The following is a 12,017-nucleotide window of genomic DNA, read 5'->3' as shown; positions in this document are numbered from 1 at the left end:
GTCAGGATAGCTGTTGCCATGCCCATTCGAACGTCAACGTGACGCCCGGGCCGGCCGGTTGATAAAGCACGATCTGCGCACCAAGAAACGTGGCGCGAGTCCATTCCGTCTGCACATCCATTCCAGCTACCACGCCGTCGTCAACAAGCCATTGAAGCGCCTCGATGATGTAATCGCGCGCGTTGCTCAACACCTGCTGAGTCTGTTTCGATCGATCGAGCAACCATAGCCGTGATCCGATCGGCTTTTCCTCACCGAAGTCGCCCCACCATCCGCGCGGGTCGCCGGATCCATCGGGGATAACATCGTCGGTCCGCGCGATTCGGTCTGTGAAGAGGCTGAGAAGGACGGAGGTCTGCAGGTCGTAACCGGTCAGAAGATCGGGTCCGAGTTGCTTCCAATCGCCGCGACTACTCGCGACGTCCCAGACAATCCGGATGTCGGACATGCATCACTCCAATGTTGTCGGGCCGTCAGTGTTTCCGCTGCCGCGCTGCACGCCGCTATGTACGTGCGCATTCGCAATGGCACGCATCCCAGCGACGGTACGTGTGTTGGTCTGATAGTTGTCGAGGATGTCGCCTTTGCACTTCAGCATTGGCGTGTCTGCATCGATCTCCGGCGTGTTCGTGATCGTGACTGGTTTTCCTCCACCGTCGAGCACCATACCGGACTTGGAGAGATAGACCTTCTGCCCCGTGTTGTCATGCACACAAACCTCGCCGCTCGCGAGACCGGTAACTCGGTACTGGGCGTTTCCCGTCGCGATCACCACGCCATTAGAACGATCTCCGGCGACGAAAAGCACGATCGCCTCGGAGTTCGCCGGCGGGTTCGAGGTCATGCCGTACTCTGCGAACCGCGGCACCTTATCGATCGTCTGCATCGCGCTCGCGACGACTTGGATCAGTTGCACCTTGCCCGAGTCATCGACCAGCGAAATGGTCGCGCGCGCGAGCGCCGACATCACCCTCTGCGACAATCGCCGCAGGGAATGCATTAGGTTTTCCGACATGGTCTATTGAGTTGCGCCCAGCACCGTGTCTGGTGCGATGTTTTGCAGAATGATCGGCTCAGGCGTGAAGGCACTCGGCGGCATCAACACCAGATCCGCGTGCGTGCCGTTCTCGTCGCGCCTATATGTCACCTCGGCGATCAGCATCATGGTGCCTTCCGGAATCTTCAAGATCGGCAGATCAACCCGCAGCTGCGCATTCGGCTCCCAGAGCGTCCCCGCCGCGTCACGCCAACTATCAACGGTCACGTGCACAACTTGCGACTGGCCCGCGCGGCGTGATTGCTCCCACGCCACGCGTGCTTTCGCGAGCTCGAAGCCGGAGATGATCTGCTCGCTTTGAAAAAACAGCTTGCGAGGTCGAAGAACCGTCTTATCTTCGGCCGTCGCCACTGGTCCGATGTTGGCACCGTAGTCACCAGCGGTCATCATCGTCTGCTGGAACGCCGAGATTTCGCTGTATCGTTGATCTGCGGACCACTCGAATACCGCGCTCTCAACGTTGACGCCCTGCGCCACGCCGGACGACATCAAGCCACCGCCAGCACGGCCAATGAATAGATTCCCGTCTGTTAGCTCGTACAGCAAAACACCGGCATATCGAGCCACACGCTCCAAGATGTCGTTGGCCGTTTCACCGACGCAGATACTGAAAAGCGGTATCTGCGGCCCGTCGTTGCCATCGCTGGTCACAAGAATATGGTAGGGACTGGCTAACTTCTTCGCTAGCTGTAACAGATTCGACGCCGAAATCTGTCCAGATGGCCAGTCGGCCGAACAGTCCACGAGATCTTGGCATTTGCCCCTTCCTCGCACCCGAATCGAATGTTTCGTCGTCGAGATTGAAGGGCTGACGGCGTCGATGTAGCCAGTCACGACTTCATCAGATCCAAGCAGGACCGAGCACGGTTCACCAGGAATCGCGATGATCTGATTCAGCGTGTCAGGCTCAATATCTGTCAGTTCGATGTCGAAATCAGATGTGAGACGTTGAATACCCCTCGTAACGCGGATTCGTGTCCAACCCGACACTCGGATACTATTCAAATCCAGGCTCAGATCGTCGATCAAGGATGACCCCATGAAAACAAGAATTCTGCTGGCAGCCGCGCTCGCTTTTAGCGTCGAAACATCTCACGCCAATCCGGTCTATGAAGTTACAGCCGAAAGTACACACGCCTGCGGCATGTATCCCGAAGACGGATGCAAAGATTTTCCAAAGGGATTTCGCTTTGAGGCGTCTAACTGGCAGCGTGGTGCGAAGACTGTAGGCGGAAAGCCTGTCGCCACAGAAGGGCAAACTGGCTTCCCCACTTACTATCAATTCGATGGCCACGATGTCGCGCCAGTCCTTGACGCCCAAGGCAATACGACTGAACCGACCTGCCAATGGCCGACAGGCGGCGTCATGCAGCACGCAGTCACAGATGCGCAGGGACGCGTCTACATCAAGCGCGTCGAGGTCGTCACCAAGTGCGTCAACGGGAAGATGACGACGATCCAGCGGGCTCTAAACTGACAGCGCCTTGAACGACAGCGGCATAAACGCGGGATGGATCGGATCAGCTTCCTCGACGAGCTCGTCCGCGCGCGTGGCATCACGGTACATCCGGTTCGCCAGCGCCAGCGATGGCAGGCTTCCTGCAAACTGAAACGTCTTGATCGCAGCCAGTGCGCCGCCGCGCGCGTTCAGGTCGGCCACGACCGCCGCGCGCAGCGTCTTCATGGCCCCATAGGTGTTGTCCTCACCCTGGTCGCCCGCGATCTCTATTTCCGAGTCAATGAGTGCCGTCACCGTGTCTCGCATCGCTGCTGCGTCGTCGCTTGACGTCGGCTGATATTCCGACGACGCCTGAGCAACCGCCGCAATGCATGACCGGCGAAATAGGTCCGTGGATGCGGATTGCACCGTGGACATTGCCGCCCCGATCGCTGACGACGTCGTCTGACCGCTGCTAGCGAAGCTCGACAAGGAGATCAGGAGCCGAATCGCGTCATCCGGCGCCGCCGCTGCGGCGAGAACGGCTGACGCCATGTTCGCCGCCGCAGCAGCAAAGGCGTCACCGCTCGCCATGCTGAGAGCGCTTGCGGCACTCGACAGAGCTGATCCAGCAGCATCTACTGCTGCGCGATTCGCGACCGACTGTGCCGTCAGCGACGCCACGGTGTTTTGGGAGTTCGAAACCTCTCCAGTCGTGCTGAACGCCGGTACCGATGAGCTGCCGGCGAACCGTCCGAAGTCGCCAGGAAGATTCACCAGCAGTCGGAACATGTTCCGGGCATCAACGACGATGTTCTTCGCAGCGGTGTACCAGCCGACGGCAGTGTCCACCACCGCGCCTAGCACCGCCGCCCCCAAAGACAGATTTTCGAGCGCGTTAGCTGCAAAATCCAACGCCGCCGCAGCATTGGCGCCAAGCACCGCCGCGAGAAGTGCGTTGCTTGTGCCCGAGAAAGATGACGGGAAGACTTTCTGGCCAGACTCGACGAACTCGAACTCAAGCTCGAAATACCGGCCTTTATCCCATCGCTCGATCGTGCGGAATTGCAGCAGAGTGACGTCCAACTCGCCGAACGTCGGGTGCATCAAGGTAGCGACGCCGTCGAGCTCGCACGCAGCGATCATCGTGTCGCGCTGCTGAATGACGTCGTCGCCGACTAGATAGCCAGAGATCGCAAAGTGCCGGGTGGCGCGCCCGAGATCCTCAGCCCATGGCTTGTCTCGATACGGGTATTCGTGGACATCAACACGACGTCCGAACGTCGATGCGCCGCCGAGCGACACGAACCGGACACCACGAAACTTTGCAACGTTGAGCTGTTGGAAATACGTCTGCGCCGAACCGCCTAGGCGCGCTGCGAGCGAATGCGCCAGATTCTGGATGCCCGACGATGCGCCTAGCACGGCTCCAGCGCCGCTCGCGATGCTCATAACACTCCTCCTGCTGCCTCACGCGTGCCGACGCGCGGCTCGACGTTCCCAGACGAACTGACCTGGGTCGTCGTGCCGCGCGGCGCACCGCGCAGATTGATGTCCACCTTCACCGTACCGCCGCCGGCCATTGCGCCGTTCGCGAGTGCGCCGTTCGCACCACCTTCGGCGATCGCGGCCGGCGTACGGTTCCCATAGATCGACGGCGCGATCTTGTCCATATAGGCCTGTGTTTCCGCAGGCGCGGCACCGAGCCCCCTTCGATCGACGTTTCCCTCGCCCCAGTTGTATGCGGCCGCGACACGCCGGTCGTCATCGCCATATTTGCCGTACAGATAGTGAAGGAACCGTGCTGCACCCGCCGCCGAGTTAGCAAGGTCATCAGGGTTCGTAACACCGAATTGCTTGGCCGTCGGATCCATGAAACCGAAATGCCCTTTTGCTCCGGCGGGTGAGCGCATGTTTAAGCCGCGCGACGATTCGGCGAACCAGTACTTATCTAGCGTGCCAGGCTTCAAACCTTCTTTTCGCTCGAGCGCGGCGAAAAGAGATGTCGAGTCGGCGCCAACTACACCGGCTGGAATCTCCTGAATGCTCATGCTGCCATCGTCTGGCATTTGCATGATCGCACCGGGCTGCTCGTCCGGCGCACCGCGGCCGCCGCGGTTCGCTGGACCGTTGAAATCGTAGGTGCTCGGGTCGATGCCCGCATCAGCAAACGCCTCCTCGCGCTGCCGGATGTCGGACAGTTGAGCGCCTTCTCCCGCGTTCAGGTCTTTGCTGTGGAAAAACAACCCGAGTGCGCCGAGCGCCTTAAACAGTGCTCCGCCGGTCAGAGCATTCCCCGCGAAAGTCAGCTTCGTGATGCCGGCGGCCAGCGAGTAGACGTCAGCGATGATTCCAGCCAATTTGATGCCGGCCAGACCGATCAGCACCACCTTCCATCCACCTACCGCCTGCGCCGCATCGTTCGCGTTCTGCACGAACTTCTCAACGCCGCCCGTAATCGCCTTCCAATCGATGCCGCGCAGGTAGTTGCTCAAGTCGCGCACGAAGTCGCTGACGCGCGTCGCGACCAGTTCTCGATTCTGCGAAACCCAGCCGCTCAGTTCGACGATCAGCGGCTCAAGCACCGGAATCAGCGCATTGCCGACACTGTTCTTCAGGCCGTCCACCGCTAGATCCATCATCGAGATGTTCTTCGCGTACTGCTCGGCGTTCTTGATCTGCTCCGGGCCCATCACGAACCCAAGCTTTTTGGCCTCTTCGACCATCTGCTCGATGTATTCAGGACCTTTCACCAACATCAGCAGCAACGGCTCAATGTTGAATGCTTGCGCGATCTTACGTGCGCCTTCAATGTTTCCGCCAGCTGCAAAGTTGCGCTGAATGATCGTCGCGACATCCTTCAAAGCTTGAGTTGTGTCGACGGAGCCATCCTTCAACTTGTGCATCGATACGCCGTAGGCGCTCATGATCGCGAGCGCCTCGGGCGCGCGGCCGAACATCGCCCCCTGGAAGGTGTCCCCCAGGTTTTGCAAGCCAGTGCTCATGTCTTCACTGGACAACCCCGCGAGCTTTGCAGCCCCGCGATAGGCTTGCAACTTTCCTGTCGACGTCCCGACGAGAAGAGACGTGCGCGAGATCTCTTGTCCGGCGCGCCCCCAACCAGTAGCCAGAGAAGCAATACTCGCCACGCTCCCCACGCTCAATAGGGCCGCAAGCGCGGGATGAATCGACAAAATGCTGCGCGCCGTGTCGACCGCAGAGCGGCCAAGGCTCACCAGCGACTTGCCGATCTTGTCGAGGCCAGATTCCTTCCCGAACGCGGAAAGCGATTTGCCGAGGTCCGTTACCGGGGCCATCAGTGTGGCGAAGGAGTTATTGACCTTGCGGACGGTGGCCGTCGCGTTGTCGACTGCCGAGATGACAATCTGGAACTGGTTCGCCACCGTTACCCCTTGCTTCTATGTATTCGCTGCGCGTGCTTCACGCGCCGCAGCGTCTCGGTCCACGTCATGTTCCAGGCTGCATCTGGATCCCAGCCCATTACATGGCCGAGATCCTCAATGCACTCTTCCCATCCCTGAGGGATCAGCGCCACTTCAGCGATCAGTCGTTGTCCGACGTCGCCTTGTGGCGCCCCTGAAAACCCTTGAAGTACTTCGCCGCCTCGAGGAAGTCTCGCGCGCACATCGATCGAACTGCCGCCACGGGCACGCCAGCGTTTCGCGACACGAGAGAAATGACGGTGGCCCATGCGCCGCCCGCCTGACCTGCCTTGCGGCGCTGCAGGTTGGTCGGCTCCGACAGGTTGAGCGCGGCATAGCTCGGCGCGTCATCGCCGTCACCGACCTTCGCCGGCGCGCGCAGCTCTAGGCGGAACTCGTCTTCACTGACGAACTCTTCGCCCATGCCTTCGGGTGCGAACGTCGCGAAGTAGTCCATGGCCTCATCGACGACTGTCACACCCATCAGGTCGACGGCATCGACCGGCACTCCGGACACGAGCGACACAAGCGCGACGTCGTAGCCGCATTTCATCGCCATCTTCTCTGCCGATTCGAACTCGCCCGCGCGCGGCTCGCGCAGCGAAATCGAATCGAAGGTGCGTGCGGCATCGTCCTTACCGACGGTCACTGGCTTGCGCAGCTGAATGACTTTCGAGTCGCTCATCGATCAGTTCTCCGTGACCGACGGGCCTTCCCACGTGACCGGCACCGTGCCGTCTTCGGCTTTCGCGCTCTGGTCGTCCACCGTCCACATGTTCCGGCCGATGATGACCTTGCCGTTCGCGAGTTCGACGACGATCGTCACGTTCGTCATCGCATTAAGCGCCGCCAGCGAGAGACCCGCCATATCGCGAAGCGTCGCCTTGATTTGACCCGCGCGCGGCTTCTCGCTATAGCCGTCGACACCGCTCTGGCCGGCGAGCGTCGAGCGCGTGACCTTGCTGGGGTTGTATTCGAAATCGCCCGCAACGGACAACGACTGACCGTCGGCGGTCAGGTAAGCGGTCCCGGCGATCCGGTTTTGCGTGTTGGCCATCGCTGGCTCTCCCTAGAAATTAAAACGCCACCCGAAGGTGGCGCAAACCGTTGCTGGGCCGTTACTGCAGGCGGAACTGCGCGAGCAGCGCGAAGATGCGCAACTGATCAACCAGCGTGCCAGGCCAGAGCACGTCGACCCGGTTCGGGTTCTGCGCGTTCTGCTGCACGATGAGCGCTTGTGCGAAAGCGTCGCTGTTTTGCACGAAGCCGTCGTACTCCATCTCCTGATAGAGCGCGATGAGGTCGGCCCGGATCACTGCCGGCGTCACGATGTTCGAGCCCGGCGCGAAGCGCGTGCCGTCGGCCGCGAGCTTCACGCGCGCGTATTTCGTCGTGACCATCGTGTTCATGCGACGCAGCACGTACATCAGCTGGAACATCGTCTCGATTTCGAGATAGCTGTTGTCCGGCTGACCGTACGCGTTCGTCTGATACGTCGTGATCTCATTCTCGATTGCGACCGTGCCGTCGGCAGCGACGGTGAACGTCGAAATGCCGTCGTAGAGCAGCGTGTTGCGCTGGCTCAGATTGAATCGCGATTGCAACGGCGGTGCTTGAATGCCTTGCAGCACGACCGTCTGCATCGGCACGCCCGGATCTGCGCGAACGCTCACAGCAGTGGCGCCGGCGAGCGCCGCCGCCCATTGCCACGCGGGCGTCGGCGAATCGTAGAAACCCATCACAGTTTCATGCTGGTTGTTACGAGCGGTGCCGAAGGTCGTCAAACCCGCCCATGTCGACCGGTATGCGGCAAACACGTGACCGTAGACCTGGTATTGCCAGCTCCAGCGCCCCGTCGAGTCGTTCAAGAAGGCCTTGAGCGCGTCGAGCGACGCCGTGTCGGCGAATGCGCACGCGATGAAGTCGAACGGCTGATCGAGAAGATTGCCGAGAGCCGTCGTCAGCGTCGGGTTCGTCGCGCCGCCCGACATAGCCGTGATCGTCGCCGCGAGGCCAACGGGCAGGGCCTCGCCAGCAGCGGTTCCGCCGTAGTTAAACCGAATGTCGATGTCGTTGCCGACCAGCCCCTTGTTGTCGGCGGTCAGCGTGACGGTGCTCGTCGCTGCCGCGGCCGTCGCCGGCATCGCCGGAATCAGGTTGATCGCTGCTGCCACCGCCGTTGCCACTTGCGCGGTCGTCATGCCGGCCGTCACCGGCACCGTGACAAGCTGGCCCGCGATGTATAGCGAGATCGTGCCGTTCGCCGTCGGAGCCGACGTGAAGGCGATCGATCCACTTGCCGCTGTCGCGCCGGCGGCGTCCTGCACCGGCAGATACCACAACTCGCCGAACTGGTCGTTCGCGCGGTAGGCAGACGTCATCAGCGCCAGCACGGAGTTCACGCCGGCTTGCACGCCTGCGTCACCCACGCCCGACGAGATCAACGGTACGTTCGGTGCCGCAATGCCGGAAGAAAGCATCGGCCCGATGAGCAGCGCGCGCTGCGCTGCGCTAGCCGTGTTCGCGTGCGACGCATCGAGTTCAGCAAAGAACAGCGGCGTGCGGAGATTCTGCGGAACGTTTTTGAACGGAATCATTGCTTGTCGGCCTCTTCATCGACGGGCGCGGCGAGCGCGGCGGGTTGATCCTTCAGCGCGTCTTGCTGTGCCGACTCGACCGAATCGCCTTCGGAGAGCTCGACATCGCCATCATTCGCGACGCGCGTCCAAAAGATGTCGCCATCCGGCACGGCGATGCCTTCGGGCGGCAGGAATTGCTTCGTGTCCGGATGCCGCACTTTGAGGCCCGGTGCAGGTTTGACGATCATTCGTCGCTCCTATTGAGAAAATTGAACGTTGACGGTGCCCTCGGCACGTCCGTCAGGACCATGCGTGCGCGGCGCCGGCGTCACAGCGTCAGGAAAAGGCGGATTCGGATATGTCCCAGTGTTATCTGCGACGTCCATCAGGTCGGCGACGAGGTTCACGTCGAGCAGTTTCGTATCGATGTCGGGGGCAAAAGCCTCCGGATATTCGACACCGAGCACAATCGACATCACGCCGACATGTGACGAGCCGTCTGCGACTACATCGGTTTGCGTCTCGCAGCGCGGGAAGTCCTGAGCGAGGGATCGAAGCGGGATGCTTTTGAAGACGACCTCTTCGAACCACGCCGCGAAACTCTCGAGCGATGCCAGCGCTTCGGGGCCCGAATTCGCCTGGACCTCAAAACGAATCTCGAAATCCGACACCGTGGTGAAAGCTGTCTGACCGATTCGGCCACCGCTCTGCTTCAGGTCTCGGCCCTGCCTTAGCTTGACCGCGGGAAGCTTCGGGGCCGGCACGTTCCAGTCGCCAGGCGAATAAACCGTGACTCCCGGAATCGTCTTGAGGATCGAGATGAGCATTGCGCGCAACTGCGCGCGCCCCGTTGTGTCAGGCATCGATCTGTCCCGGAACGTTAAGCATCAACCGGCCGCCGCCGTGGCCGTCGAGATGAACCTCTCTAACCTGCCACTGCTCGCCAGTCTTGTTGATGGTGAGGGCGTCGTACTGCTGCGGTTCAATGCCGAGGAGCGTGAACTGCGACACCTGAATGCCGACCGTCGGCTGATTCGTCACGACCGTCGATCCCGTCACAGGATCGACGCCAAAGAACGCCTTGTCGTATGCACCGGTGATCTGGAACGAACCGCCGGCGGCAGGCATGTATGTGATGGCAGTACCGAACTGCGCCATCAGCGGCCCAAGAATCTTGCCGTCGACGATGTCGTCCCAATCCATCACTCACTCCGACTCGTTGATCGACACCTGACCGCCCGAAATTTGCGCACCTTCGAGCTTGACCTCCTCGACCTTTTCGGGGACGAGGAAGCCGAGACCACGCAAGCGCTTCACTTCCGACTCGGGCAATCGCACCGTTTGACCAGCCGTCTTGATGACCGGCTCCTTGTCCTTCTCGGGTTGGACATGGATGGTGCGATTGCGCGCGACGATTGCTTCGATGAGTTTCTCAGCCATCGTTCACCTCACGCGACAGTCGCGGCGAGCGCGGCATTGACGCGGCTCGGGATGATGATCGGAGCCGATTGCATCATCAGAAAGCGCTGGGCCGGGTCGTCCTTCAGCCAGGTCTTCGGCGCGAACGGCAGCGAAGCGTAGTTGAACGCCGGGTCGATAATCATGCCGAAGGCACGGGTACCGTCGAGATCGGGGCCGGTCATGATGAGAGTGCCGTCGGGGATCATCGGCTGTTCGACGTTGTTGTCGTCAACGAACCAGTCGTTGTAAAGCCAGAGGTTGAATTGTCCCCAGACCCCCTTGGACACCGCGCCTTTCTGGATCTGCGGTCCGACGTTCACGACGTTGCCGTTTTGACCGAGTGCAGGGTAGTAAATTGCGCCCTTGAGCAGTGGATCAAGCTTGAAGCCGTTCCACGATTTCGGCGTGAAGATGATGTCGGTCACGCCCGCGCCCGAGGACTTCAGCACCTGCTGTTGCCATGTTTCGATGTTGCCGGTGGGATTCGCGGTACCGGCAGCGATGTTCGCCGCGGTCCACTGCGCGCCGCCAGTCAAGGCGATCGTCAACGATCCGTCGCGGCCGAAGTCAATCACGGTCGTCGGGAAGCCTTCGCCCGACACAGTGAGCGTGCCGGTCACCAGCACCTGCGCTGCCATCCATTCCAGACGGCGGGTCAGCATATCGATCTGATCTTCGAGTTCGAACGACAGATTCTGTGCTTCGCGCTCTTCCGGTTCCATGTCGCCGCCGATGCGCTCGCCGATCATGCGGCGCACGGGCTTGCGCAGATCCGGCGCGCGCTTGTCCTTGATGTAGGGCGGCTTGAAGGTGTTCGTCTGATAGCGTCGGCTTTCGACGAGCTTCCCCTCGACGAGCGGGGAGCAGAACGGCGACATGCGACGCTTGCCGACGTCCACGTCGATTGACACGAATTCCGTGTCCGACATGATCATGTTCGGGAAGAACCGATCGAGCATCCAGCTCTGTGCCGTTTTCAGGTTGCGAACGACCTTGATCAGGCTGTTCGTGTCGTAAATCAGGTTTCCGGGCATTGCTCTCTCCGAGTGTGTGGCCCAAATGAAGGAGCCCCGCTCGGTGGCGGGGCTCCTTGCATCAGTTCAGGTTTTGTTAGCTCGGGTCAGCAGCCGAGACCGAGGACTTGAGATGGATGCCCAAGGGACGCAGAGCGTCTTGAGCAGCGGTCGCAGTGATGCCCGTGCCGAGCGTCACCGCGTTGACGTTGAACTCACCTTCGAGATAAACGCCTGCGACCACATCACCGGCACTACCGTCTGCGTAGTCGGCCAGGATCGCGACGGGCGCCTGGCTGCCATCGGACGATGCGGAAAGCGCGGCCGTGAACTTGCCGCTCGCCGTAATCTTGCCGAGCACCGTGCCGCGCACGAACGGGCCGCCGGTGATTGTTACGTTACGGGTGATCAGTTGCTTCGGACCCGCGATCAGCTGATCGGGGACGAAGGTCTGTGCGGAAGCCGACGGGACTTGGGGGTTCTCCCCGACCGTGGTAGGAGTCAATGCCATCTGAGTTTCTCCGGGTTTGGGGAGGGGTTACTGTTCACCGCGGCGGCGCTTCCCGGCCGCGAGGATTCGGTCGGCAGCGTCCGGCTCAGCGGCGCTAGGTGCCGAATTGCCGGGGTTTGCCGGGCGGGAGTGCGCCATGCGCTCGTCGAGCGAAGGCTTGCGTGCAGCGGGTGCGGCTGCTGCGGGCTGATCCGGCTGACCATAGGCCAGCGCACTGATCGCTTCGCGCGCGCTCATGCTGGTGTCGAACGCGAATGCGCAAGCTTGTTTGACCATGCCGCGCTTCACGCCTTCGGCGACAATGGCGGCGCAGCGAACGCGCTCGCGCTGGCGCGCGCCTTTCGCGCGACCTGCACGCTTGCCTTCTTCCTTGTCATCCTTGTCATCGGCTTCCGCGTCGACATCGTCGTCGCTTTCTTCCGCGCGCTTCGCTTCCTTGTCCTTCTCTTCCTGCTCGGCCTTCTTGGCCTTGTCTTTCTCGTCCTGCTCTTCCATGCGCTTGGCGTAGTCCTCGT

The 12,017-nt window shown here is 61.1% G+C and carries 16 protein-coding genes; 1 reads left to right on the top strand and 15 read right to left on the bottom strand.

All coding sequences use genetic code 11. The features are described from left to right. Position 1: 1 nt before the first annotated feature. From NCR35_RS05705 to NCR35_RS05695, 3 genes are read right to left on the bottom strand one after another with little or no spacing between them, the layout of a single operon-like run. Entirely contained in the window at positions 2-448 is a 447-nt protein-coding gene (locus tag NCR35_RS05705; RefSeq protein WP_250533556.1) for a phage GP46 family protein, read from the bottom strand. 3 nt (positions 449-451) lie between these two features. After that, positions 452-1,000, bottom strand: coding sequence for a phage baseplate assembly protein V (locus NCR35_RS05700; RefSeq protein ID WP_250533554.1), 549 nt, complete (start codon positions 998-1,000; stop codon positions 452-454). Between the two features lie 18 nt (positions 1,001-1,018). After that, on the bottom strand, positions 1,019-2,086 hold the full coding sequence (locus NCR35_RS05695; RefSeq protein ID WP_250533553.1) for a phage baseplate assembly protein: 1,068 nt from the start codon (positions 2,084-2,086) through the stop codon (positions 1,019-1,021). 10 nt (positions 2,087-2,096) lie between these two features. Between NCR35_RS05695 and NCR35_RS05690 the strand changes: the two genes are divergently transcribed. After that, positions 2,097-2,534 carry a hypothetical protein gene (locus NCR35_RS05690; protein WP_250533551.1) on the top strand — a complete coding sequence of 146 codons (438 nt, stop codon included), beginning with the start codon at positions 2,097-2,099 and terminating at the stop codon, positions 2,532-2,534. Here NCR35_RS05690 and NCR35_RS05685 read toward each other — a convergent pair. The 12 genes from NCR35_RS05685 to NCR35_RS05630 form a co-directional block, all read right to left on the bottom strand. Then, entirely contained in the window at positions 2,526-3,947 is a 1,422-nt protein-coding gene (locus NCR35_RS05685) for a DNA circularization protein (protein WP_250533549.1), read from the bottom strand. The two genes, NCR35_RS05690 and NCR35_RS05685, sit on opposite strands and share 9 nt — an antisense overlap. Beyond that, positions 3,944-5,899, bottom strand: coding sequence for a lytic transglycosylase domain-containing protein (locus tag NCR35_RS29985; protein WP_250533548.1), 1,956 nt, complete (start codon positions 5,897-5,899; stop codon positions 3,944-3,946). Before NCR35_RS29985 ends, NCR35_RS05685 begins: the two co-directional genes overlap by 4 nt. Before the next feature lie 160 nt (positions 5,900-6,059). Next, positions 6,060-6,623, bottom strand: a complete 564-nt coding sequence (locus NCR35_RS05675; protein WP_250533546.1) for a phage tail assembly protein — start codon at positions 6,621-6,623, stop codon at positions 6,060-6,062. A 3-nt stretch (positions 6,624-6,626) separates the two neighbouring features. After that, positions 6,627-6,995 (bottom strand): phage tail tube protein, encoded by a 369-nt coding sequence (locus NCR35_RS05670; protein WP_250533545.1) that lies wholly within the window; start codon positions 6,993-6,995, stop codon positions 6,627-6,629. A gap of 61 nt (positions 6,996-7,056) precedes the next feature. Continuing rightward, positions 7,057-8,535 (bottom strand): phage tail sheath subtilisin-like domain-containing protein, encoded by a 1,479-nt coding sequence (locus tag NCR35_RS05665; protein WP_250533543.1) that lies wholly within the window; start codon positions 8,533-8,535, stop codon positions 7,057-7,059. Continuing rightward, positions 8,532-8,765, bottom strand: coding sequence for a DUF2635 domain-containing protein (locus tag NCR35_RS05660; protein WP_250533542.1), 234 nt, complete (start codon positions 8,763-8,765; stop codon positions 8,532-8,534). Before NCR35_RS05660 ends, NCR35_RS05665 begins: the two co-directional genes overlap by 4 nt. A 9-nt stretch (positions 8,766-8,774) precedes the next feature. After that, positions 8,775-9,380 carry a hypothetical protein gene (locus NCR35_RS05655; protein ID WP_250533541.1) on the bottom strand — a complete coding sequence of 202 codons (606 nt, stop codon included), beginning with the start codon at positions 9,378-9,380 and terminating at the stop codon, positions 8,775-8,777. Continuing rightward, positions 9,373-9,720, bottom strand: coding sequence for a head-tail joining protein (locus tag NCR35_RS05650; protein ID WP_250533540.1), 348 nt, complete (start codon positions 9,718-9,720; stop codon positions 9,373-9,375). The genes NCR35_RS05655 and NCR35_RS05650 overlap by 8 nt, the downstream gene beginning before the upstream one ends. 3 nt (positions 9,721-9,723) lie before the next feature. Then, complete coding sequence (locus NCR35_RS05645) at positions 9,724-9,957, bottom strand: hypothetical protein (RefSeq protein WP_250533539.1); 234 nt, start codon at positions 9,955-9,957, stop codon at positions 9,724-9,726. Between the two features lie 8 nt (positions 9,958-9,965). Beyond that, positions 9,966-11,012 carry a major capsid protein gene (locus tag NCR35_RS05640; protein WP_250533538.1) on the bottom strand — a complete coding sequence of 349 codons (1,047 nt, stop codon included), beginning with the start codon at positions 11,010-11,012 and terminating at the stop codon, positions 9,966-9,968. 76 nt (positions 11,013-11,088) lie between these two features. After that, positions 11,089-11,502 (bottom strand): head decoration protein, encoded by a 414-nt coding sequence (locus NCR35_RS05635; RefSeq protein WP_250533537.1) that lies wholly within the window; start codon positions 11,500-11,502, stop codon positions 11,089-11,091. A 27-nt stretch (positions 11,503-11,529) separates the two neighbouring features. Beyond that, on the bottom strand, positions 11,530-11,997 hold the full coding sequence (locus tag NCR35_RS05630) for a hypothetical protein (protein ID WP_250533535.1): 468 nt from the start codon (positions 11,995-11,997) through the stop codon (positions 11,530-11,532). Between the last annotated feature and the right edge of the window lie 20 nt (positions 11,998-12,017).

Source organism: Caballeronia sp. AZ10_KS36, assembly GCF_023631105.1.
GTDB lineage: Bacteria > Pseudomonadota > Gammaproteobacteria > Burkholderiales > Burkholderiaceae > Caballeronia.
The sequence above is the reverse complement of the archived record's forward strand: the minus strand, read 5'-3'. Positions and strand labels throughout refer to the sequence as shown.